The sequence below is a fragment of the Kaistella rhinocerotis genome (assembly GCF_030243905.1).
Lineage (GTDB): Bacteria > Bacteroidota > Bacteroidia > Flavobacteriales > Weeksellaceae > Kaistella > Kaistella rhinocerotis.
The window spans coordinates 288,667-312,611 of record NZ_JASSYY010000001.1 but is presented as its reverse complement, the minus strand read 5'-3'; the positions used below and the strand labels follow the sequence as shown (position 1 = coordinate 312,611).

Below are 23,945 nucleotides of genomic sequence, written 5' to 3'. Positions count from 1 at the left end.
TGCTGTAACGGGATGGCGCTTTTTTCGCTAATAATGGTTCGGAAGTTTTTGCAATGACTGGCCCGGTTTCCGGTTCGGTCGGCACGGGCGCTACAGCAACAGGTTTTTCTACGGAAATCTTGGCAACTACAGGTTCAGGATTAGCCTGCGGTGCTAAAATCAGATACTTTTTTTTTTATCTGCACTGCCGTTTGCCGTAAGCGAGGCAAGTTGCATGAGCGCAATTTCGACGGTAAGCCGTGGGTTTTTTGAATTTTTATAATTGATGTCTGCGTGATTACAGATTTCAATGGCGTCTATCAGAAGTTGCGCACTCCACTTTTTGCTTTGCGCGGCATATTTCGTCTTTGTGGTTTCGCCGACTTCTATTAAATTTAAAGTATTCGTATTCTGGGCCATCATCAGGTCGCGGAAATGGTTTCCAAGCCCCGCAATGAAAATGTGAGAATCGAAGCCTTTTTTCACAATCTCATTAAACGCTGAAAGTATTTCGGAAATCCTGTTTTCGTGTGCAAGATCGACGATATTCAGATATTGGTCGTAATCTAAGATATTCAGTACTTCCGCCGCTTTGGCCAAAGTAATGTTTTTCTGCGTGAAGGTAGACAGCCTGTCAAATATCGAAAGTGCGTCACGCATGGCGCCGTCGGCTTTTTGGGCTACCATATAAAGCGCATCGTCTTCGTACGCGATTCCTTCCTTATCCGCTATCTTTTTCAATTGCAGTTGGATATCTTCGATCGTGATTCTTTTGAAATCATAAATCTGGCATCGCGAAAGGATTGTCGGGATGATTTTGTGCTTTTCGGTAGTAGCCAAAATGAAGATGGCATGCGCCGGCGGTTCTTCAAGCGTCTTTAAAAAAGCATTGAAAGCAGCTGAGGAAAGCATGTGAACCTCATCAATGATGTAGATCTTGTACTTGCCGACCTGCGGTGCGAAACGAACCTGATCAGTAAGTTCGCGGATTTCATCTACACCGTTGTTTGAAGCGGCATCAAGTTCAAAAATATTGTAAGAAAAGCCATCTTCCGACGTAGAACCGTCGCGCTCATTGATTTTTCTGGCCAAAATCCGCGCGCAGGTAGTTTTTCCCACGCCACGCGGACCGCAAAAAAGCAGTGCCTGCGCGAGCTGGTTTTCCTGAATGGCGTGCTCCAGCGTATCAGTGATATGCGACTGTCCCACCACAGTATCAAACTCCTGCGGACGGTATTTTCTTGCTGAAACCACGAAATTTTCCATCGGTCAAAAATAGGCAAATAATTGGGAAGATAAAATAGCTTTTTTTACTTTATTATAGCGCAACAACTCCCGGATAGCGCGATATGCTTATCTTTGCAGCGCCGAAAAACCGGCATTCAGACTTATGGCACTTACACTTTTTAATCCTTTTGAAGAATTGATATTTGGAGAACAATTCTGTTTTCTTACCGGTGATCTCACGACCGAAAGCATGACGGTCTTTCCAGAATGGCTGATGGATCATTTCAAAATAGGCCAGGACCGCATCGAAATGATGGATAAATCAAAATCATACGTGTATGCCGACCTGAAATTGCCGTGCACGCAGCGCGTAAAAGATGCTTTTGTAAATTTAGACCAAAAAATATATGAAGCCTACAAAAAGGGCTACGATGGAATGGCCGCACTGGATGAGCATTTGATTTTTCTCTGGACGAGCCGAATCGTTTACGGCCTGCTCTATCACGAGATGCAGTACGAAAGCAACCGTGTATTAAGTGTTGGTCAGACATTCGACCTTTCTCCGATGCTCCGCGAAAGATTCGGGAACTTTCATTTGATGATACAGTCGATTACTGAGCCGGTTACATTTTCAGACCGGAAACCGTGGTCAATCACTGTATTTCCCCTGAAATATTCGGCAGATATCCTAAGTTACCGCGATGATGCGATCAACCTTCTCTTCCAGTTTGGTGTGAACGGTTTTGGTTTCATTGCATGCCTACAAGACAATGGCATCATCGGCGAATGCCAGCAGGAAATCCTCGAAAAAATGAAAGGTCACATACTTCATCCGATTCAGTTTGAGGAACTTTACGCGCGTTTTCACTATTCAGATTATCTGCTGCAGTACAAACCAGAGTATAAGATCCTGCGTACAGACAACGGGATTAAGATTGAAGCACTACCGGTTGTTGCTGATGCGTCACGGCCGCTATTTGGATTTTGGGACCAGGATATGTTTGCACAACTGCTTTCCAACTATTGGTCTGTCTACGGAATTCAGCGCGAAGACATCATCACATTTCGTAAGCCTTTCCTAAGTTTTCTCGAAAATCCGTACTCAGGTGATTTTGTAAATCCTGAGAACATCAAGTTACCGTATTAGAAAAAATTCCCTCAAACTTTTGAGGGAATTTCATTTTTGTATTTAAAGTATTTTACCGTCCTCCTGTAGTTCCTTGATCTGGTATTCCTGCACGAGTTCAATCGCATTTGAAATAACATCGCTAAGGGCAATTATGAAGGTATTTTCTTCAGCTAAACTGATTGCATGTTTAAGTGCATCTGTTTCCTTTGGAATAATTTCGTAGCTCACATCACGTCCCGATTCATGGATACCGGTGATTACAAGGCTATTTATTTCCTCTTCAGTTCGTCCGCGCAGATGTTTTTCGTTGCGGATGATGATATGGTCAAACATTCTTCCCGCGATTTTTCCACATTCCCGGATATCTTCATCACGCCGGTCACCGACGCCGGAGATAATCCCGATTTTCTTTGGTGAATCCACATTTTTAAGATAATCTTCAATAGCTTCGTACCCCGCCGGATTGTGCGCAAAATCGATCAGCACGTGGAATTTCTTAAATTTAAACAAATTCAGACGTCCGGGAGTCAGTGCAGCGCTTGGTATCAGCGTGCGGAGTGAGTTTGCAATATCTTCTATCTCAAACCCGTGCAGATATGTTGCTAAGGTTGCCGCAAGCACGTTCGAAATCATGAAGCGAGCCTTTCCTTCCATGGTGATCGGCACATTGCGGGCTTTTACGACACGAATTTTCCAGTCACCTTTCTTGATGGTGATGAACCCTTCCTCATAAACGCATGTGATCTTGCCTTCTTTCGCGAATTTCAGGATGTGTTCATTGTTTTCATCAAGGCTGAAAATGGCAATTTTCGAATCAAGGTCCGGCATCAGACGCATAGAATAGGCATCATCTGCATTCAAGACGCTCCAGCCCCCTTTTTTAACTGCATCCAGCACTACCCTTTTTACTTTGGTGAGATCACGAAGGTTGTGAATATCATTCATTCCTAAATGATCTTCTTTGATATTCGTCAAAACCCCAATGTCACAGGAACTGAAGCCAAGACCGGAGCGCAAAATCCCCCCACGCGCAGTTTCGAGGACTGCAAATTCCACAGTGGGGTCTTTTAAGATAAACTCAGCAGAGATTGGCCCGGTGGTATCTCCTTTCGTAAGCATTGTATTCTGGATGTAGATTCCGTCTGAAGTGGTGAAACCTACACGGAACCCATTGTTTTTTACGATATGTGCAATAAGACGCGTTGTTGTCGTCTTTCCGTTCGTTCCCGTCACTGCAATGATGGGAATTCTGAACGGTTTTCCCTGCGGATAAAGCATATCTACAACGGGCGCGGCCACATTTCGGGGCAAGCCCTCACTTGGAGCCAAATGCATCCTGAAACCGGGCGCTGCGTTTACTTCGATGATTGCACCGCCGCTTTCTTTTAAAGGTTGTGTAAGGTTTTGAGCCATGATGTCGACACCGCAAACATCCAGACCTATGATTTTCGAGATCCGTTCGCACATGGTGACATTTTCGGGATGCACCATATCGGTCACATCTATAGAAGTGCCGCCGGTGGAGAGATTGGCCGTGGATTTTAAATAGACCACTTCACCTTTTTGAGGCACAGTCTCAAGGCTGTAATTCAGTTTTTCAAGCAGTTCGTTGGTGTCTTTATCCACCAATATTTCGGTAAGCACATTTTCGTGTCCGTAACCTCTTCTGCTGTCCTGGTTTTCGATATCGATAAGTTGCTGGATATTCTGCACACCGTCGCCCACTACATGAGCCGGAACCCTTCTGGCTGCCGCCACCATTTTATGATTGATCACAAGCACACGGAAATCATAGCCGGAAATATATTTTTCTACAATTACCTTACGCGAGTAATTTTGGGCGTGTTGTAGTCCAATAAGTGCAGTTTCCCAATCATTAACATTGATCGAAGATCCTTTTCCATGGTTGCCGTCCAGGGGTTTCAAAACAATCGGATATCCTATCTTGCGAATTACTTTATCCAGGTCTTCAGGCTCGGTGACAAGTTCTCCCATCGGCACAGGAATCGCGTTGTCATCGAGCATTTTTTTTGTCAGTTCTTTATTACAGGCCATTTCAACCGCAATAGAACTGGTTTTCCCGGTTATGGTCGCCTGAAAGCGCTGTTGGTTTACGCCGTACCCTAATTGGACCAACGAATTACGGCCGAGACGTATCCACGGAATATTTCTGGAGACCGCTTCTTCTACAATACTTCCGGTAGAAGGACCTAACCTTTCCTGTTCACGTATTTCCTTGAGCTGCTGGATGCAATCTTCAATATCGTACTGTCTACCGTCAATCAGATATCGTACAAGTTCCACCGACTGTTCTGCCGCGTACACGCCACAATTGGCTTCCAAATAACTGAAAACCACATTGTAAACGCCAGGTGTTTTCGTTTCGCGTGTTCGTCCAAAGCCTGTGTCCATACCCGCCAGCGTCTGAATTTCAAGTGCAATGTGTTCAATGACATGGCCCATCCAAGTTCCCATCTCTACACGCTGAAAAAAGCCTCCATGTACGCCTTCTGAACATCTGTGTGTGACTAGTGAAGGGATAAGCTGCTCCAGCCTTTCGCGAAAACCGTCGATCTTATTGGTAGGTAAATGTTCAAGTTCTTCCAGATCCAATCTCATCTGAATCAGTTTTTTTCGTCGGATGCTCCAGATATTCGGTCCTTTTAAAACCTGTATTTTTTCAATTTTCATAGTTTATTGATGTGATTTGCGACTTGTAAATTTTTGTAACAGAATCAAAGATAAAGGAAATGCCTAAAAATCTGCAACTATTTTTTTATCCGCCTGTTTATGAGAATTAAGTACATCTATACAGTCGGCCTGAAAATTGGTAAGTAAAGCGCTGAAAACTTAAATTTAGTAAATTTGCACTCTATGAAAGCAGTTGGGAAATTAATGATCATCGGAGGTGCGGTGAACAAAGGGAGTTTTGCAGAAACCGAATATGACCAGAATGTTGAGAAAAATCTTAATTTTTTTGAAAGAGGAATCCTCCGAAAGATCATCGATGAATCACGGCTAAAGAAAGATTCTGTTATCGAAGTAATCACTACCGCTTCACAAATTCCGCAAATCGTAGGTCCCGAATATAAAAAAGCCTTTGAATTCTTAGGCGTAAAAACCGTCAACATCCTCGATATCCAAAACCGCGAGCAGGCAAACAGTGACGCAATGGTGGCACGGGCCAACGCTGCAGATGTGGTGATGTTCACGGGTGGCGACCAGCTGAGGCTCACCTCCATCCTGGGTGGCACAAGATTCCATGAAGCCATCTTAGTGAAGTATCAGGAGCAGAATTTCATCTATGCAGGCACCTCAGCTGGTGCTGCGGCGGCTTCTGAAAACATGATTTACCAGGGATCAAGCAGCGAGGCGCTTTTGAAAGGCGAAATAAAAACAACCCAGGGACTCGGTTTCATAGAAAATGTGATCGTGGATACACATTTTGTGCAGCGCGGAAGAATCGGGCGGCTTTTTCAGTCGGTGGTGAATAATCCGAGAACGTTAGGCATAGGACTTGGTGAAGATACCGGACTGTACATTTCGGGTGACCGAATGACAGCGATTGGTTCCGGACTTGTGATACTGGTCGACGGAAGGTTCATTAAAGACACCAACCTAACTAAAATCCAGTTGGGAGAACCCATTTCTATTGACAATCTCACGGTTCATGTGATGTCTCAGAACGATTATTTTGACCTTAAGACAAAAGAGTTCACCATCGTTAATTCCCAGTACAACCCGATTCCACAGGACAGTTAAATTTAAAAGATGAAAATTATTATACACGGTGGCTTCTTCTCTGAAAGCGACCAAAGTTTCGAAGTAAAGACCGCGAAGCAGGATGCTTTGAAGGAGATTATTGAAAAATCGTATTCATATCTAAAGGAAAATTCCGCGGAAGAGACCGTGGTCTACGCGGTTTCTCTCCTTGAAGATGACGAACTATTCAATGCCGGAACCGGATCACAGATTCAAAGTGACGGAAAGATAAGGATGAGTGCATCACTGATGAACGGACAAACACAGAAGTTTTCCGGTGTAATCAATATCCAAAACGTTAAAAACCCAATTGAAGTCGCGAAAATCCTTAAAAATGAGGATGACCGCGTTTTGGGCGGAAACGGCGCCAATCAATATGCTGCTGAAAAAGGTTTCGAACAATATTCTACAGAAACACAGAAAAGGCGCGAAGAATATGAGGAAAAGCTAAAAAATGGCGGAAAAGGAACTGTGGGTTGTGTCGCAATCGATAAAGATGGACATCTAGCAGCTGCAACATCTACCGGTGGTAAAGGTTTTGAGATTGTGGGGCGCATTTCAGATTCGGCTACTGTGGCCGGAAACTATGCGAACACATTTTGTGCGGTGAGCTGTACGGGTGTAGGCGAAGACATAGTGAGCAACGCTACCGCCGCAAAAATAGTGACCCGTGTTACCGATGGTTTATCATTAAAGAAAGCTTTTGATAAAACTTTTGCTGAACTGAAGGAAATCAACGGATTTGCCGGCGCAATCGCAATTGACAGAGACGGCAACATTTTCCATCAGGACTCTGAACCGACGATGGTATTTGCCAGTTTTGACGGTAGTGAACTTGAAGTGTTTGAGTAACAATTAGGCGCGTAAATTTCAGTTTTGAAATGATTGCATAATTATTGCAGGCTGGTATCAAATTAAAAAAATAACAGCATGAAAAATTTATTTGGTCTCGCGATTTTAGGAATGCTCTTCATGAGCGCCTGTGTGCAGAAAGAAGAAAAACGGGATGAATTCAAAGAAAATCACAGTGTGGAAGAAGAACGCAATTCCGGTGTTGATTCGGCTGCGCTGGAGTCTACACAATCTCCGGTACAATAAATAAAAATGCCCCAGAACGGGGCATTTTTTTGTTTCAACTTGTGTGTATTAATAATTAAAAAGCACAGAACCCCAAGTAAATCCGCTTCCGAAAGCAGACAGTAGCACAAGGTCTCCCCTTTTTATTTTTCCTTCGGCAATGGCTTCACTTAATGCAATCGGAATAGACGCTGCCGTGGTATTTCCATACTTCTGGATATTATTGAATACTTTATCTTCCGGCAGTCCCATTTTTTGCTGTACGAACTGCGCAATTCGCAAATTGGCCTGGTGAGGAATGAACATATCCAGATCTTCCACTGTTTTTCCGGCTGCTTCCAGCGCTTCCATCATCGTCTGCGGAAAGCGTGTCACCGCATGTTTGAAGACGAAATTACCGTTCATCACTGGGTAAACCTCAGCATTGGTCACATTTTCAGGCTCCAGACGCATCCTGTCGCTCCAACCGTACTTAGATCCCGGGAATTTCGTGCAAAGTTCATCGGCATATTTCCCTTCAGAATGCATATTAACAGACAGAATATCGCCGGTATCATCACTTTCTGATGCAGATAATACTATAGCACCTGCCCCATCACCAAATATCACCGAAACACCGCGGCCTTCATCAGAAAAATCGAGTCCGAATGAATGCGTTTCAGCACCTACTACAAGTATGTTTTTGTATGTTTTTGATTTAATGAAAGCATTCGCAACACTCATCGCATACACGAAGCCGGAACACTGATTTCTCACATCGAGCGCGCCAATGGTGTCGCAGCCCAACATTTCCTGCAAAAGCACGCCACAACCCGGAAAATAGTAATCGGGTGAGAGCGTTGCAAACACGATATAATCGATATCTTTTGCGGTAAGACCAGCCATTTCCAGCGCTTTTTCAGAAGCTTTAAAACCAAAATAGGCTGTGGTTTCTGTTGCATCATTTCTGTTGGCTCGGTGGCGGCGTTCCTTTATGCCCGTTCTTTCCGTGATCCACTCATCGTTGGTGGTCATCAGTTTTGCAAGGTCATCATTGGTCACTACATTGTCCGGAACATAATGGCCAATACCTCTTACTGTACTTTTTATCATGTAAAATTCTTTGTGCAAAGATAATTTTATTTAAATCAACAGAGCGGGACAGCAGCAGGCAGATTTATTGCTAATTTTGTTTAATGCCAATCGAAACCGTATACCAAAATCAGCACTGTAAGTGGATTGACGTGGAAGCGCCCACGCTTCAGGACCTGAAATTTCTGGAGGAAACATATCACATCAATGGCTTGCTGCTGGAAGATACGATGGATCCGAACCACCTTCCGAAATTTGAGGAAGACGGAGGCACAAGATTTTTTCTTTTGCGAGAAAATACAAAGCTTGAACGCCGCGCACTGAATACCTTAAGTGATATCTCCACAAAGCTCGGGATCTTTTTGAAAGATGATTTGATCATCACGGTTCACCGCATGAAAAATCTTAGCGTCGTTGAATATTTAAATGAAATCAAGGCTGCGGACGGGCTTTCACCCACACCCGACGAGATAGCGCTTGCCCTTGCACTGAAAGTGATGAAATCCTTTGATGACGAGTCACAAAGACTGCTGGAAGTAATGGATAAGATTGAGAATGATATTTTTCTAAAAAACAACGGAAACAGCAAACTTATCCGTCAGATTTACAACCTTAAAAGACGCAGCAGCCTGAATTCCCGCATTCTGCACATCTCGGGAAGCATCATCGATCAGTTTAAAATACTCTCGATTAATGATTCGGAATTTATCAACCTTAAAGATAAACACGACGACGTTGTAACAGATTTTGAACATCTTACATCGCAATCTACCAACCTGATTTCGATGTTCCTGGCGATGAGTGACCAACGTGCTAACCAGGTGATGAAGGTACTTGCGATTTATTCGATGTATTTTTTTCCAATCACATTTATCGCCGGCATTTACGGAATGAACTTCGATAACATGCCCGAACTTCACGAACCGTTCGGATATTTCATGACACTGGGTCTGATGGTGCTGATCGTAGTCATCACATTTGTTTATGTCCGCCGGAAAAGATGGTGATTTTATTGAGATTAAATATATTCCTAGCAGAACATATATTTAATTAAAAAAATAAAGTTGTGTTGTGATAAATTATTAATTTTGAGGAAACTAACAACACAACCATGAAAAATAACTATTCTCAAAGCAAAGAATTTCCGCTGCTTTATTATCCTTCTTTTGTTCCTCTGATGATTGATTAATAATAAGTCATGGAAAATTTCTTTGCCCTCATCATTGGTGTTGGCGGAGATCTTCCTGCCACAGTTGCTGATGCCAACGCAATCTATCACTTGCTTAGCGACCCACAAAAAGGCGGCTACCCCAATGAAAATATCGAATTTCTTACGGAAACAAACGCTTCAAAACAAAAGGTTCTGGAGGCGCTTGAGCGAATTACTGCAGCAAGCAGGCTAACAGCAAATCCGACTGTGTTGATCTACTATTCCGGTCACGGACTTAAAATTCCACGCGAGGATGATCCTCTGGTTTTCGACTTTTATCTTAAAACTTCCGGTGCTGATCTGACTCAGAAAGAAGAAACCCTGCTCAATGGAAATCTATTTTCACAGAAGATCAATGAGCTCAATGCCGACAAAATATTGGTTTTGCTCGATTGCTGCCATGCAGACGGCATGAAAGCAAAAGAAATTTCGGTTTTCGAGCAGCTTGAAACAGTTCCCGAGACGTCGAACAGGCTGCTATTTGAAAAACTTCAGGGCGGCGAGGGCAGGGTTTTTATCTCAGCTTGTGATGACGATGAAAAATCGGTGATTTTGCCGGGCTCCGACAATAGCCTTTTTACGGAAGTCTGTCTTGAGGTCTTTAATGGAAATCTCTCGCCCACGGATGAGTTTGTGAGCGTAGTTGACCTGATTTATTTCGTGGTGAAGGAAGTTCCAAAACGTGTTCTTCCCTACCGTCATACACAGCGGCCGATTATTACCGAAGTAAAGAACCTATCGCCGGATTACTTTGTTTGCAGAAACGGCAACTATGGTCCTTTACACGCCGAACTGGAAGGTTTCGGGTTCAATAACTCCGCGGAAAGACTGGCCTTCATTTCGGATTATGACAATAAAATTTAAAATAACAAAGCGATGGAAATATTAGATAAATTCGGAAAACCAATTCCTCGGATCATTACAAAAGGCGACGAACTAAACCCGTGGGACGCCGCACACGATTATTTGGACGGCGAATTGGCGGCCGGACAAAAACCTGAATTTGTAGAACCGGACCTGCGACATAGGATTTTTTCCGCACAGGATCCGGAATATTTGGCAAGCCAACACCCGGAATTAGAAGCTTTTGATGAAACCGAATACCTTAAAAACTGGCCACGTCCGGATGAAGGTACCGACCGTTTTGTTTGGCATCTTACAGATAAATATTCCGAATTTTTTAAAGCTAATAAAAGACTTTTAGAAAAAGTGAAAGATCCCTGGATCAAAGTTGGGCACATCGATACAGGATTTCAGCCGGATCATCCCGCGCTGCCAAAAAACTTAATGAAAGACAAAAGCCGAAGTTTCATTAAAGGTGAAGAAGGTAAACAGGCGATAGATGTCGCCTCAGGTACAAAACTTGAGCAGGATGGCCACGGCACGGCGACGATGATCTTATTAGCCGGCGGGAGCGTCGGGAACTCACATACAAGTGACAATTACAGCGGTGTGGTAGGTGCTGCACCGTTTGCCGAAATTATCTCAATGCGGATCAGCGAAACGGTTGCGCTAATCCAGACATCCTCATTTGTAGATGCGCTGGAATATGCAATTTCCGAAGGTTGTGAAGTCATTAGTATGTCAATGGCAGGTGCGCCTACTAAAGCGTGGGCAAACATGGTGAACAAAGCCTATGCAGCCGGAATCACAGTTGTGACAGCCGCCGGAAATTCGTGGTTTGAAGGACCAAGGAAAGCATTGCCTAAAACGATTTTATATCCCGCGCGCTGGGAGCGGGTGATCGCAGCAACGGGCGTCGCATACGACAATCTTCCGTACGTTTTGAAGGCAAGAATCCAAACAAAATCTGAGGGCGGTGAGACGATGCAGGGAAATTTCGGACCTGCCGACGTGATGACTCACGCTTTGGCAGCATACACGCCGAACGTTTTCTGGGCGACCATGAATGACGCGGGTAAATACTTCCGTCTTGACGGTGGCGGAACGTCATCTGCCACGCCGCAGGTTGCAGCCGCAGCGGCAATTTGGCTAACGTATTATCGCAATGAAATCAACGAGATACTGAAAAAATTCCCGGGAGAAAAATGGCGTAAAGTAGAAATGGTAAAAAACGCACTTTTCGCTTCGGCGGACCGCCATTCTTACCCACTGCACAAAATTTATCTGGGATGCGGTATTTTGAAAGCAGACCAAGCTTTAACAGTTCCGCCTTCCGAAGAAAATTTAGTTAAAGCCAAAGAAGCAACCGTGAATCTGTGGGGAATTTTGGATCTACTCGGACTTTTACTGAGATTGAAAGGTGAAAATGAAGCTAATGAAGTACGCGGTGAAATGTTCCAGACTGAAATCCTGCAACAAATGCACACCAATCCGGCTCTCCAAAAGTTTTTGGAATATCACGAAAATGATATCTGGAGCGATGCTGACCGTGAACTGATGCGGGAAGAACTACTGAAGTCGCCGGAAGTTTCGCAAAAACTGAAAGAATATCTCGCCGCTGAATGATTTAAAATTCCTGAAAATGAAAATATTCACGCCCTTTTTACTATGTCTTCTGCTTTTGGCTTGCTCCGGTGGCTCCAATGAAAACGCACCCGCGGCGACAGATTCTGATACGGCCGTATTTACAGATTCGGCAACGCTCGGAAGTTCGGTAGACATTGATTCTGCCGCTGTTTCTGTGGATGCCGATGCCGGTGAAAGTGTAACAGACGATAATGAAGCGAAGCCTGTAGATGCCACGCTCGGATTTTCATATTACCCGGTGATCCCGCAAAATGAAACCCGTGACCTGCGCGTTTTCGTGAAAGTGCAGGGAAAACCGTCAGAGGTCCGACAGAGCATCCGACAAATAGAAAAGGAGGATCTGGAGTTTACCAAAATCAATGACAGCAGCGTGGTTTGTATTATTAAAAACATTGAAGCCTACAAAAAACTTTCGATAAAACCACTCTACGATTTTGATGACTTTAAAATAACAAAAGTAGATGATGCAGAAGCACTTTCGCAAGCTGACCCCAATGAGCAAACACTCGATTTGGAGAATGGAAATTACTGGCACTGGAAAGTAAAAGCTATTGCAAAGACCGCGCATTTGGGAAATATCACGCTGCTTATCAAAGCAGAAACCCCTGAGGGACAGAAATTGAAACTTGCAGAGCGACAAATCAATATCAAAATTGACATCAACGAGCCGCAACTCACTTTTGGGCAAAAGATTTACCGGTTTGCGGATTCACATTTCAAGGAAATCCTTTCACTTATCGTCATCCCACTTGTGATCTACCTCTTCAATATCATCAGGAAACGGGTGAAAGGCGGCCAAACAGACCAAGATAATAAAAACTAAAACCTGACTCAAATGGATGCAAGAATAATCGAAATGATACAGCACGATGCAAAGTTAGATAAGGAATCAAAAGAACGATTCAGCGAACTTTGTGACAACATCGCAGCACAGGAATTCTCGGACATATTAGACGACGAGGGCAATCAGTATGTAAATTTTGTGCAGGAAGGCGGCGGCGTTTGGGGTGTAGCGCTGGTGGGTTATCTGTATGCGCTGGAAGTTTTTGGGATTCGCTTTTTGCGTATCGCGGGAACGAGTGCGGGGGCGATCAATACGATGCTTATTGCAGCCCTGGGTAATCATAAATTAAGTAAAAGCACGAAGATTAGAGAAATCTTATTTAGTTGGAAATTTGAGGCTTTCATGGATGGAAAATCTATTGTGCGCCGGCTCGCCAGCCGGATTTTGAAACGAAAAAGGTACATTAAAAGAGCGTCATATACGGTTTTGGGACTTTTGATTATCATCCTGCTCTTCCCATTTGTTACTTTAATTTTTAAAATCAATCCGCTGTGGTATCTGTTGCCGTTTGTTATCTTTTTATCGCTGGCATTAATCAGTTGGCATTATTTTCAACTTTTTAATAAGAATCACATAGGACTTAATCCGGGAAACGAATTCGAGAAGCAAATGATGGCCGTTCTTGTACGTAATAACGTCAAAAATATCAGCCATCTGAATGAGCAATACAACAAAAAAGGTAGGGACCTGCAGCTCAACTACAGATACGGAAATGGCCCGGAATATTACACCAATGCGCTCGAACACATTAAAAACATCCCAGACACTCAACTAGCCAACCTTGATCTGGTACGCTTCCGCAACTTTTTGCAGGCAGCGCAGGACAATGACGTTTATCGTGACAATCCTTTTACGCTACTGCGTGCAGATTACACGATCATCACCACTGATATCAATTCAAAAATAAAAGTTGAATTACCCAAAATGGCTAACCTTTACTGGAGCAACACACAGCTTTCCGAGATCAGCCCGGCAAGATTTGTACGTGCTTCGATGTCGGTACCCTACTTTTTCGAGCCAATGATTACAAAAATCGATACTTCAAAAGATTCAATAGTTGCGGCGTGGAAATTTTGGCTTAATGCAGAGCCGGCAAGTGTATATGAACAAGGAATCTTCATCGATGGTGGCAGTATTTCAAATTTTCCTATAGATATTTTTCACGAAAGCGACATCTTCTATCCGCGAGTTCCGGTCTTTGGGGTCAGACTTATGGATAAAGCGGAAATGGGTGAAGCGCGCGGCTCCGGAACGAAGGAGATCCTGAAAAGTCCGCTATCTTTTATGGCAAATATCTTTGATACACTGAAAGGATTTAACGATAAAACTTTTCTCACGAAATACACCTTCTACAGCACGCACAGCATTCAATATGTAGATTGCAGCCCAAGTAACTGGCTCAATTTCTTCATGGATGAACAGGAAAAGACCGAACTTTTCAATAAAGGTTTCCGTGCGGGCCTTGAATTCTTAGCAAAATTCGATTGGCAGCAATACAAGTACGAACGTATGCTAGTTGCCTTAAAGGAAAAGAATATTCTGAAGCAGGAAGCGCATCCTAACGTTGGCTGAGATGCCAGAGTACAAAAAAATCCCCTAAAAGCGTGTAACCTTTTAGGGGAAGCAAAAGATCTGTATCCTTGTTAAGAAACTAATTTGTGGCTCATCGCAAATTTCACGAGCATGGAGGAACTTCGTACCTCCAATTTCTGCATGATGTTGCGGCGGTGAGATTCTACCGTGTGCGGACTGATAAACAGCTCATCGGCAATTTCGCGTGTCCGTAATCCTTCGCAGATATGACGCAAAACTTCTTTTTCACGGACTGTCAGTGCTTCGGTGCGCAAAGGATCAGGCTCTTCGATATTTTCAACGTTGCAAATAAAGTTGTAAAGCGCGTTTTTGGTATCTTCCGTAAGAAAAACCTTTCCTTCCAACACCTGCGTCATCGCGTGCACGAATTCCACACCGTCAGTGGTTTTGGTTAAAAAACTCTTCACTCCTTTCTCAAAGAATTTTTTAATCACCTTCACTTCAGGACTTGAAGAAACGATGATGATCTTGAGTTGCGGATTCTTCGCGAGAAGTTTCTCGGGCATCTCCAGAGCGTCATTGCTCGGCACGCCGCAAACGTTGATAATAGCGATTTCCGCCTGGTTGGTAATCATCTCCGGAAGCTCCTGAAAGTCGGAGGTGTGGAGGTAATCGAACTTTTTGTTATAACCATTACTGTCGAGGAAGCAGCAGAATGCTTCCATAGAGAGATAATGATTATCGTAGAGGATAATTTGATTTCTCATGCATTTGTGTGTTTGATTGCTAATTTAGCAAAAATATCAATACCTGCAAAAGAAATTTATGCGAAATCTTTTTTAATAGTTTTAATTACGATAATGTGGCTTTAATTCAGATATACCTGATATTTCTGCGTTTGATGGATAATTTCGAGCAGTGAGCCGTTAATTTCAATCTGTGCTTTCATTGAAAGCATTTCAACTGTGGTCTGGTCATCAGGATTCTTGACAAGGAACGTAAGTTTTTGCTCTCCTTTGTTATCGATGAAGTTTTCGCGGAAAAAACTGATGTCCTCACGCCGAAGGTCATTCAGCCCAATTACCACGGTCATCTTTTTCGCAAATTTTTCGAAAGCATCCTTCAGATCGGTCACTTCATTCACATTCACGAAAACACGCCCGTCTTTAGACTGCGCAAATTTAATCTTGAAAATAACAAAACGCTGCACTTCTATTTTATCACGAAGCCTCATATAATCTCGGTCGCCGAGCCGAAAACTGTAACTTCCGCTATAATCTTCCAGTGTGACAAAAGCTATCTTTTCGCCACTGTTTTTTCCGTCGCGGACGCTGTATTCGGTTACCAGTCCGGCGACCATATATTCAGGTGTGTTATTTCGAAGCGCCTGTTTTTCTTTCCAGCTCAGCTGGTCATTATTAAACAGATCGGCCTGCGGACCCGCGAACGCAGTATCTTTGAAACTATCGATCTCATCAAGGTTCAGGAAATTAAAATTTCCTCGCGGCTGCACTTTCTTCGTCGGTTCTTCTATCGCGGCGTCATCTTCCTCATCAGCAACATCCAGCGGAATATCGACCAAATCTTCATCAGCTTCCGCTGTATCGATGATCTCCGTAGGTAAGATGAGCGGACTCAGTTCCTCTATTTCCTCTTTCTTGCCTTCCAGAATTTCCTTCTTGCTCAATGCGCCCTGCAAAAACTGAAACTGAAAACGGTACTCATCAAGCGGATGCGCGGAAAGATAAAACCCGATAATTTCCTTTTCCTTATTGAGTTTGTGCATGTTCTGCCACTCCGGCGCGGGATTTATTTTGGGCTGCTCGATCTGCACTTCTTCTGCAAAGTCAGCAAAAAGCGAATTTTCGATCTCATTTTTGCTTTCCTGAAAACTTTGGCCGTAGCGCAAAAGCCTTTCAAGATTGGTTCGGCCACTCATATCGATGTCAAAATACTGCGCGCGGTGGTAACGGTCAACCTCATCAAAAGCACCGGCGATCACCAAACTTTCCGCCACTCGCTTATTCATTTGCGTACACGGAACTTTTTCGAAGAAATCATAAATATTGCGGTATTTCTCCTCTTTTCGGGCATTTACGATTGCCTCACTCGGACCTTCACCAATTCCTTTTATAGCGCCAAGCCCAAAGCGGATCTGACCTTTTTCATTCACCGAAAACTCGTATTGAGATTCATTCACGGCCGGTCCTAACACATCAACGCCCATGCTTTTGCAATCTTCCATGAACATGGTGATCTGCTTGGTATTATTGAGGTTATTCGTCATTACGCTCGCCATGTATTCTGCGGGATAATTGGCTTTAAGATAAGCGGTATGATAAGCTATCAGCGCATAACAGGTGGAGTGAGATTTGTTAAAAGCATATTCTGCAAAAGCTTCCCAGTCTTTCCAGATTTTATTGAGTTTATCAACGTCGAGATTGTTCTTTTGTCCTTCCTCCAAAAATTTAGGATACATTTTATCCAAAGTAGCGCGGTCTTTTTTCCCCATCGCCTTTCGCAGCGTATCGGCTTCACCTTTGGTAAAGTTGGCGAGTTTTTGCGAAAGCAACATTACCTGTTCCTGATAAACTGTGATTCCGTAGGTTTCCTCGAGAAATTCTTTAGTTTCTTCAAGGTCATAAACTGTTTCCTCAAGCTTGTTTTTTCTGTTGATAAAATTTGGAATATATTTAATTGGGCCCGGCCTGTAAAGCGCGTTCATCGCGATCAAATCAGCAAATTTCGTAGGTTTTAGCTCGCGCATATACTTCTGCATTCCCGGACTTTCATACTGAAAAATACCAATTGTGCGGCCTTCCTGAAACAACTGATACGTCTTTAGGTCGTCCAGCGGAATGTTGTCTGTATCGATTTCAATTCCGTGTCTTTGCTTAATGAGTTTGATGGCGTGCTTGATGATCGTCAAAGTCCGCAAACCCAAAAAGTCCATTTTCAGCAAACCGGCACTTTCTGCCACCGAGTTATCAAACTGCGAGACCAAAATATCCGGATCCTTTGCCGCAATAGCGATCGGCACAAGGTTCGAAATATCTTCAGGAGTGATGATAACACCACATGCGTGAATTCCGGTATTCCGGATGCAGCCTTCCATTCTCTGCGCTGCGTTCAACACATCATAACGCTCATCAGCAGGATCAGCCAGAATATCTTTCATCTCCTGCGCTAAAACTTTGTCTTCCGGCCCGAGTTTTTCAAATTTTGCAAAAGCCTTGGCAATGTTCATTCCGGGCACAGCAGGAACGAGTTTAGCAATGTTATTGGTTTCCGGGATGGACACATCGAGCACACGTCCGGCATCCTTGATAGCGGATTTTCCGCCAAGAACAGAATAGGTAATGATTTGCGCTACATTGCTCTTGCCGTATTTTTCAACTACCCATTTGATGATTTTATCACGGCCTTCGTCATCAAAATCAATATCGATATCCGGCATCGAGATACGTTCAGGATTCAGAAAACGCTCAAAAAGCAGATTGTATTCTATGGGGTCCACATTCGTAATTCCTGTACAGTAAGCCACCGCAGATCCCGCGGCCGATCCACGTCCCGGACCCACCCAAACGCCCATCTTACGTGCTTCATTACAAAAATCCTGTACGATGAGGAAGTACCCCGGATAACCGGTCTTTGCAATGACATCAAGTTCAAAATCGAGCCGGTCACTTATTGACGGAGTAATCTCAGCATATCGCTGGCGTGCACCTTGGTACGTAAGATGCCGCAAATAGGCATTTTCACCACGTTTTCCACCATCAAGCAAATCTTCTTCATGTAAAAACTCTTCCGGAATGTCAAACTTCGGAAGCAGCACATCACGCTTCAGTTTGTAAGGTTCAAATTTTTGCCGGAACTCTGTGTAAGCTTCGAAAGCATCAGGGAACTGAATGAAAGCCTGCTTCAGTTCCTCGCGGCTTTTCAGATAAAACTCTTTGGAAGGAAGACCACGTCTTTTCCCGAAACCTTTTCCCACCGGTGAGGAAAGTTTCTCACCATCTTTGATGCAGAAAAGGATATCCTGGATGTTTGCATCGGTCTTATTGGTGTAAAAAGTTTCATTTTGGGCTAAAATTTTCACTTCATGCTGATCTGCAAAGCCCAATAGCACTTCATTGATATATTCTTCCTCTTCTACCCCGTGATTTTGAAGCTGGACATAAAAATTATCTTCAAATGTATTTTTCCACCACTTGAAAACCTCCTCTCCTTTCTGTTCACCAAATTCTAAAACTGTCGAAGGAATATCACCTGAAATGCCGCCGGTAAGCGCAATCAGGTCTGATTTGTGCTCCGCGATCATTTGTTTTGAAATCCGCGGAACACCGAAGTAGAATCCGTTCACAAAACCAAGACTTGAGAGTTTGATGAGGTTTTTATAACCTTTGAAATTTTTTGCGAGCAAAACTACATTCGTTCTGCGGTCGGGATCGTCTTTGGTAAACTGCTTCTGCTCCGGCCTGTCTGAAATATAAAATTCACAACCCAAAACAGGGATCAGCGGTTCTTTTCGCGGCGCAGGTTCGGTGAAAGTTTGCCCTTCCGCTGCAGCAGATTCTAACTTTTGAAGATAGGTCTGATAATTTTTTGAAATATTGTCATTGGCTTTTTCCACCTCCGCAACAAATTTGAAGGCGCCCATCATATTTCCGATATCCACCAGTCCCACCGCCGGAAAATCATTGGCAAGAGCGTGAGAAATAAGTTCAGAGATATGCGTCGAAGACTGTAGCGACGAATAAATGCTGTGATTGTGAAAATTAAAGTATTCGCCAAGTTCGATCTCATCAAAATCGCCAAAATCAACGGTTTTCTTCTTTTTAGTAGCTGAAACCTGGCGGCGGATGACAATCGGGAACGGCGCGAATCGTGACCGGTGTGCGTCCCGGAATCGCTGCAATTCGTCTTCGCTGATTTGCAATGCTTTTGCGGGAATAATCCCTATTCGCATCATCTCGAAAAAGATCTGTGCGGTGGCATTTACGTCTGCCGCGGCATTGTGGGCTTCATCGAACTTTTCACCGAAAAGTTTATCATAGAGTTCCACAAGTTTGGGCGATTTGAACCGGCCATTTTTGCCACCTCCCAACTGGCAATACTCTGTACCGATCTCCATTGTATCGGCAGACGGAATTGCGTGCAGCGAGTCGTCAAGACCTTGTCTTAAAAATTCAGCGCCGACGATTTTGTAATCAAAATCAATATTGTGGCCGGCAACTATCTTAGACTTTTTTAAAACCTCCGAAAACAGTGACAGCACTTCACGCAGGTCACGGCCTTCCTCACGGGCCATTTTGGTGGAGATACCATGGATTCGCGATGCGTTAAACGGTATATCAAAACCATCAGGCTTAATTACAAAATCCTGGTTTTCAATAAGATTTCCTAAATCATCATGCAATTGCCACGCGATCTGCACCATCCGGGGCCAATTGTCGGCATCGGTAAGTGGTGCATTGAAATTTTTAGGTAAACCGGTGGTTTCAGTGTCGAAAATAAGATACATGAAGTGTGGAAATTTTGGTAAAAATAGGCGTTTATCTTCTTAAATCAAAACCATGAAAGCAGGTTCGGTTGCCAGAAATTTCACTATAAGCATATTGATTTTCTACGCTTAAAACAGCGAAAGTTTGGGCCGACAAAATTAAATCTAAACAAAAAAAGACGGCAGATAAACTGCCGTCCTTCAATATAAATTTAAATGAAAAATCTACTTCTTTACAGACTTCACTGTTTTCACAGTACCATCCTCATAGCGAAGATTGATAAAGTAAAGACCAGATTTCAGTTGTGCCAGGTTGATCTCAGAAGCCGCAGCTAAAGTGCGAACATTTCTGCCTGAAGCATCTGTCACTGTGATTGATTTTACACCTTTGATATCAGAAATCTTCACCACATCAACGAATGGATTAGGATATACAGATACTGCATCTTTACTAACATTTCCTACTGCAAGGAACTGCTGATAATCGAGCGTATAATCTTCCGCCTGACCGTTACCCATCTGGCTGCATCCTGTGGTAAGTGCTGTGTGGATAGCCGTGCTGGCAAAATTGTACTTCACTCGCATACGTTTTTGGCCATACGCAACACCAGAAGGGATTGTGATATTTCCTGTAAGTACGACCGGGTTATCAGTTACCCCTGCTTTTCTCACCATAGTTGCTGTAGTATTGAAGTAAGATTCTCCGGCATCATCGAAGTCACCGTCACCGTTCCAATCGATAAATACAGACATAGCCCAACCATTCACAGGGTTTCCGTTTGTAGTTCCTGATACCGTGATAGGCAATGTCGTAACATTATCTTTCACCTCAAAAATAGTGGTTGTGAAATCCTGATAATGCGCGAATGAACCAATAGTAGTTGCTGTAGGATCAGAACTGTTCGTTACGCCCGCAAAGTTTACAGATTTAATTGGCGCAATAGCCGTAGGCTGATTCGTTGTAAGCGCGCAATAAGTAATCACATTGTTCGTGGTGAAAGATACTTCCGTACAACCTGTCGCCTGTCCTACTGTATTCCAAGGAGACACAGAGGCGTAATAAGTACCGTTTGGCGCCAGGGTAATGTTCTGTGAAGTTCCTGTCACAGCAGCGTTGAAGACATCAGTTCCGCCAGGAGTAGTTCCCACTTTCAGATAATAATTTACTGCAGTCGGAGATTCATTCCATGAAATAGTGTTGGTTCCCGATGGCAGTACAGAACCGCTGGTAAGGTTGGTAAAGGTAGTACAAGCAGGTGCAGTACTTACGTTTTGCTGTGCAATGTTGATATCATCAACAAAAATATTTCCGTTAGCACTTCCTACAACCCACGCGCCAATACCGTAGGCTTGGCCGGGCTGCATCTTACCTGCAGGAATAGTAGCACTTTTAGTTTGACAAGTCGTAATCGCAGCGGCTCCCAATGCAGTTCCTGCTCCGATGTATTCCACGTTCCACTGGTTTGTTGCCGGCAGGTAGCTGAATAGGGCAACATAAAGCGTTCCGTTTGAGTTCGCGGCTTTTTTGTAATTAAAGCTTACATCTACCGCCTGTCCATTGTTCAGTTTGCCGAATTCTTCTTCAAGCACTTCTGTAAGGACCATCCAACCTGTTTGCGTCACTGTACCGTTTGTAGTGACCGCGCCAATCTGCAACTGTCCACCAAAATCTCCCGAACATGCAGCTGCGGAAGTGAAAGTACCGCCGCCAAATTGTGCGTACTGTCCTACATCAGTTGCATCCTCGAAATCAGCTAAGTGATTCAGCTGAGCCTGTGCGAAAAAGCTAAAAGCGATACCGCAAGAGAGTAATAATTTTTTCATAAAACTAATATTTAAATTTTTCTGTGGTAAATATAGGATAAAATATGTGAAATGAAACATCCATGAATAAGTCGCAAACTCTTCAGTCTGGTACTAACTTTTTTTCAACAGTTCAGGCTAAATGGCGACAATATCATTTTGTAGGTATTTAGGGCTTGATGTAGGCTTCAGTAAACGTTATCATCATTAAATTTCCCCTAAAATCTTTATCTTTGTTAGCTATGGAAACCGAAACTCAGCCAAACGTATCTAAAGAGATTTTATTAAAAGCCTACAATCATATGATGCTCGCGAAGGCCATGGCGGATATCTATGAAGAAAACCGGGCACTAGTACCTTACGTTCACAGTACCTCACGCGGACACGAAGCCATACAGCTTGCAACAGCCTATCAGCTTACAGCCGAGGATTGGGTTTCGCCGTACTATCGTGATGAAAGTCTTTTGATGGGCATAGGCTTTGAGCCGTACCGTTTGATGCTCCAACTTTTAGCTAAAGCCGACGACCCATTTTCAGGCGGCAGATCTTACTACTCACACCCTTCAAGTCTTGAAGATAATCTACCGAAAATCATTCATCAAAGTTCGGCTACGGGGATGCAAGCGATACCTACAACAGGTATTGCGCAGGGTATTCAATATATTGAAGAATTTGGGCTTAAAGAATTTAAGCAAAATCCAGTTGTAATCTGCAGTTTGGGTGATAATTCGGTAACCGAAGGCGAAGTTTCGGAGGCTTTCCAGTTTGCGGCTCTTCACCAACTCCCGATCATCTTCTTGGTGCAGGATAACGAATGGGGAATCTCTGTTACAAAAGAAGAAGCCCGCACTGCGGATGCGTACGATTTCGTGGCGGGATTCACCGGTCTTGGCCGTATGCGTGTCGACGGAACCGATTTTGCGGCAAGTTTTGAAGCGATGAAAAATGCAGTAGAATTCGTGCGTGCAGAACGTAAACCGCTCGTAGTTTGTGCCAAAACAGTACTGATAGGCCATCATACTTCCGGTGTGCGGCGTGAATTTTACCGTCAGGAAGATGAATTGATCAATTGCCGCGCGAAAGATCCGGGTGATATTCTGAGAAAAAGTCTTCTTGAAATTGGGCTTGATGAAGCGACGCTGAACGAAATGGAAAAAACAGCACGTTCGGAAGCAGAAAATGCATTCCAAAATGCCCTCGCAGCACCGGATCCCTCACCGGAATCTGTGGAAGATTTTGTATTCGCACCCACTCCTATTACCGAAGAAAGCGGTACGCGCTCACCGCACGGCCAAGAAAAAATTGTGATGGTAGATGCAGCGATCCACGCGATTCAGGAAATCATGAGAAAACATCCCGAAGCGTTACTTTACGGCCAGGATGTGGGCGAAAGAATCGGCGGCGTGTTCCGCGAAACGGTTACATTAGGACAAAAATTCGGTAAAAAACGGGTTTTTAATACACCCATCCAGGAAGCATATATCATCGGCTCTACTGTCGGGATGAGCGCTGTAGGACTTAAACCTATCGTAGAAGTTCAGTTTGCAGATTATATTTATCCAGGGATTAACCAATTGGTAACGGAAATTTCAAAATCGAGCTATTTAAGCAACGGAAAATTCCCCGTAAGCAATATCATCCGCGTGCCCATCGGCGCGTATGGCGGTGGCGGACCCTATCACAGTGGCAGTGTAGAAAGTATTCTTGCAAATATCAAAGGAATTAAAATCGCCTACCCAAGCAACGCTGCTGATTTTAAAGGATTGTTAAAAGCTGCTTATTATGATCCGAACCCTGTGATAATGCTTGAGCATAAAGGTCTGTACTGGAGCAAAGTGCCGGGAACTGAAGATGCAAAACGGGTTTCTCCCGCCGAAGATTACATCTTACCGTTCGGCAAAGCAGATATCACCCTGAAAGCTGAGGAGCAATGTATTCAGGAAGGACGCTCAATTGTTATCGTAACCTACGGAATGGGCGTTTATTGGGCCAAAGCCGCAGCGAAGAATTTTAACGGGCAAGTAGAAATCATTGATCTGCGGACACTGATTCCGCTGGATGAGAAACTGATTTTTGAACGCGTAAAAGCACACGGAAAATGCATCGTGCTTACGGAGGAACAGATCAATAATTCACTTGCAGAAGCACTCGCACACCGCATCTCGAAAAACTGTTTCCGATATCTCGACTTACCTGTGGAAGCAATCGGCGCGCGAAATGTTCCGGCGGTACCGATCAATTTGGTACTTGAGAAGGAGATGCTTCCGAATTCGGAGAAACTTTCTGATAAAATTGAGCAAATGCTTAGCGAATAAAC

At 43.8% G+C, this 23,945-nt stretch carries 16 protein-coding genes; 10 read left to right on the top strand and 6 right to left on the bottom strand.

Annotated elements, in window-relative coordinates:
* Window positions 1–159: 159 nt before the first annotated feature.
* Window positions 160–1,245: a DNA polymerase III subunit gamma/tau gene (dnaX, locus tag QEP06_RS01420; RefSeq protein ID WP_285268753.1), complete on the bottom strand. Its 1,086-nt coding sequence runs from the start codon at window positions 1,243–1,245 to the stop codon at window positions 160–162.
* 124 nt (window positions 1,246–1,369) lie between these two features.
* Between dnaX and QEP06_RS01415 the strand changes: the two genes are divergently transcribed.
* Complete coding sequence (locus QEP06_RS01415) at window positions 1,370–2,353, top strand: hypothetical protein (RefSeq protein ID WP_285268752.1); 984 nt, start codon at window positions 1,370–1,372, stop codon at window positions 2,351–2,353.
* A 42-nt stretch (window positions 2,354–2,395) separates the two neighbouring features.
* Here QEP06_RS01415 and cphA read toward each other — a convergent pair whose 3' ends face one another.
* The gene (gene cphA / locus QEP06_RS01410) at window positions 2,396–5,026 is read right to left on the bottom strand and encodes a cyanophycin synthetase (protein WP_285268751.1); all 2,631 of its coding nucleotides are present in this window, start codon (window positions 5,024–5,026) and stop codon (window positions 2,396–2,398) included.
* A 183-nt stretch (window positions 5,027–5,209) separates the two neighbouring features.
* Here cphA and QEP06_RS01405 point away from each other — a divergent pair, with 183 nt between their 5' ends.
* From QEP06_RS01405 to QEP06_RS01395, 3 genes are all read left to right on the top strand, one after another.
* Window positions 5,210–6,097 (top strand): cyanophycinase, encoded by an 888-nt coding sequence (locus QEP06_RS01405; RefSeq protein ID WP_285268750.1) that lies wholly within the window; start codon window positions 5,210–5,212, stop codon window positions 6,095–6,097.
* A gap of 9 nt (window positions 6,098–6,106) precedes the next feature.
* Window positions 6,107–6,949, top strand: coding sequence for an isoaspartyl peptidase/L-asparaginase (locus QEP06_RS01400; protein WP_285268749.1), 843 nt, complete (start codon window positions 6,107–6,109; stop codon window positions 6,947–6,949).
* Window positions 6,950–7,027: 78 nt separating this feature from the next.
* Window positions 7,028–7,195, top strand: a complete 168-nt coding sequence (locus QEP06_RS01395) for a hypothetical protein (protein WP_251833437.1) — start codon at window positions 7,028–7,030, stop codon at window positions 7,193–7,195.
* A gap of 48 nt (window positions 7,196–7,243) precedes the next feature.
* Here the strand turns inward: QEP06_RS01395 and QEP06_RS01390 are convergent, their stop codons facing one another.
* Entirely contained in the window at window positions 7,244–8,266 is a 1,023-nt protein-coding gene (locus QEP06_RS01390) for a 3-oxoacyl-ACP synthase III family protein (protein WP_285268748.1), read from the bottom strand.
* Window positions 8,267–8,349: 83 nt separating this feature from the next.
* On the opposite strand from QEP06_RS01390, the gene QEP06_RS01385 reads away from it, so the two are divergent.
* The 5 genes from QEP06_RS01385 (at window position 8,350) to QEP06_RS01365 (ending at window position 14,361) form a co-directional block, all read left to right on the top strand.
* Complete coding sequence (locus tag QEP06_RS01385; RefSeq protein WP_285268747.1) at window positions 8,350–9,252, top strand: CorA family divalent cation transporter; 903 nt, start codon at window positions 8,350–8,352, stop codon at window positions 9,250–9,252.
* Window positions 9,253–9,443: 191 nt separating this feature from the next.
* Window positions 9,444–10,319 carry a caspase family protein gene (locus QEP06_RS01380; protein WP_285268746.1) on the top strand — a complete coding sequence of 292 codons (876 nt, stop codon included), beginning with the start codon at window positions 9,444–9,446 and terminating at the stop codon, window positions 10,317–10,319.
* A gap of 12 nt (window positions 10,320–10,331) precedes the next feature.
* Window positions 10,332–11,924 (top strand): S8 family peptidase, encoded by a 1,593-nt coding sequence (locus QEP06_RS01375; protein WP_285268745.1) that lies wholly within the window; start codon window positions 10,332–10,334, stop codon window positions 11,922–11,924.
* 16 nt (window positions 11,925–11,940) lie between these two features.
* Entirely contained in the window at window positions 11,941–12,768 is an 828-nt protein-coding gene (locus QEP06_RS01370; protein WP_285268744.1) for a hypothetical protein, read from the top strand.
* A gap of 12 nt (window positions 12,769–12,780) precedes the next feature.
* The gene (locus tag QEP06_RS01365; protein WP_285268743.1) at window positions 12,781–14,361 is read left to right on the top strand and encodes a patatin-like phospholipase family protein; all 1,581 of its coding nucleotides are present in this window, start codon (window positions 12,781–12,783) and stop codon (window positions 14,359–14,361) included.
* 71 nt (window positions 14,362–14,432) lie between these two features.
* Here the strand turns inward: QEP06_RS01365 and QEP06_RS01360 are convergent, their stop codons facing one another.
* From QEP06_RS01360 to QEP06_RS01350, 3 genes are all read right to left on the bottom strand, one after another.
* Window positions 14,433–15,089 (bottom strand): response regulator transcription factor, encoded by a 657-nt coding sequence (locus QEP06_RS01360; protein WP_285268742.1) that lies wholly within the window; start codon window positions 15,087–15,089, stop codon window positions 14,433–14,435.
* Window positions 15,090–15,190: 101 nt separating this feature from the next.
* A complete protein-coding gene (gene dnaE / locus QEP06_RS01355) occupies window positions 15,191–19,846 on the bottom strand; it encodes a DNA polymerase III subunit alpha (RefSeq protein ID WP_285268741.1) in 4,656 nt (1,551 codons plus the stop codon).
* Between the two features lie 204 nt (window positions 19,847–20,050).
* Complete coding sequence (locus tag QEP06_RS01350; RefSeq protein WP_285268740.1) at window positions 20,051–21,649, bottom strand: T9SS type A sorting domain-containing protein; 1,599 nt, start codon at window positions 21,647–21,649, stop codon at window positions 20,051–20,053.
* Between the two features lie 221 nt (window positions 21,650–21,870).
* On the opposite strand from QEP06_RS01350, the gene QEP06_RS01345 reads away from it, so the two are divergent.
* On the top strand, window positions 21,871–23,943 hold the full coding sequence (locus QEP06_RS01345) for an alpha-ketoacid dehydrogenase subunit alpha/beta (protein ID WP_285268739.1): 2,073 nt from the start codon (window positions 21,871–21,873) through the stop codon (window positions 23,941–23,943).
* Window positions 23,944–23,945 lie beyond the last annotated feature (2 nt).

Excerpts from the sequence above, each read along its gene's own strand:
- dnaX (WP_285268753.1), bottom strand. The coding sequence starts at position 1,245 with ATGGAAAATTTCGTGGTTTCAGCAAGAAAATACCGTCCGCAGGAGTTT.
- QEP06_RS01415 (WP_285268752.1), top strand. The coding sequence starts at position 1,370 with ATGGCACTTACACTTTTTAATCCTTTTGAAGAATTGATATTTGGAGAA.
- cphA (WP_285268751.1), bottom strand. The coding sequence starts at position 5,026 with ATGAAAATTGAAAAAATACAGGTTTTAAAAGGACCGAATATCTGGAGC.
- QEP06_RS01405 (WP_285268750.1), top strand. The coding sequence starts at position 5,210 with ATGAAAGCAGTTGGGAAATTAATGATCATCGGAGGTGCGGTGAACAAA.
- QEP06_RS01400 (WP_285268749.1), top strand. The coding sequence starts at position 6,107 with ATGAAAATTATTATACACGGTGGCTTCTTCTCTGAAAGCGACCAAAGT.
- QEP06_RS01395 (WP_251833437.1), top strand. The coding sequence starts at position 7,028 with ATGAAAAATTTATTTGGTCTCGCGATTTTAGGAATGCTCTTCATGAGC.
- QEP06_RS01390 (WP_285268748.1), bottom strand. The coding sequence starts at position 8,266 with ATGATAAAAAGTACAGTAAGAGGTATTGGCCATTATGTTCCGGACAAT.
- QEP06_RS01385 (WP_285268747.1), top strand. The coding sequence starts at position 8,350 with ATGCCAATCGAAACCGTATACCAAAATCAGCACTGTAAGTGGATTGAC.
- QEP06_RS01380 (WP_285268746.1), top strand. The coding sequence starts at position 9,444 with ATGGAAAATTTCTTTGCCCTCATCATTGGTGTTGGCGGAGATCTTCCT.
- QEP06_RS01375 (WP_285268745.1), top strand. The coding sequence starts at position 10,332 with ATGGAAATATTAGATAAATTCGGAAAACCAATTCCTCGGATCATTACA.
- QEP06_RS01370 (WP_285268744.1), top strand. The coding sequence starts at position 11,941 with ATGAAAATATTCACGCCCTTTTTACTATGTCTTCTGCTTTTGGCTTGC.
- QEP06_RS01365 (WP_285268743.1), top strand. The coding sequence starts at position 12,781 with ATGGATGCAAGAATAATCGAAATGATACAGCACGATGCAAAGTTAGAT.
- QEP06_RS01360 (WP_285268742.1), bottom strand. The coding sequence starts at position 15,089 with ATGAGAAATCAAATTATCCTCTACGATAATCATTATCTCTCTATGGAA.
- dnaE (WP_285268741.1), bottom strand. The coding sequence starts at position 19,846 with ATGTATCTTATTTTCGACACTGAAACCACCGGTTTACCTAAAAATTTC.
- QEP06_RS01350 (WP_285268740.1), bottom strand. The coding sequence starts at position 21,649 with ATGAAAAAATTATTACTCTCTTGCGGTATCGCTTTTAGCTTTTTCGCA.
- QEP06_RS01345 (WP_285268739.1), top strand. The coding sequence starts at position 21,871 with ATGGAAACCGAAACTCAGCCAAACGTATCTAAAGAGATTTTATTAAAA.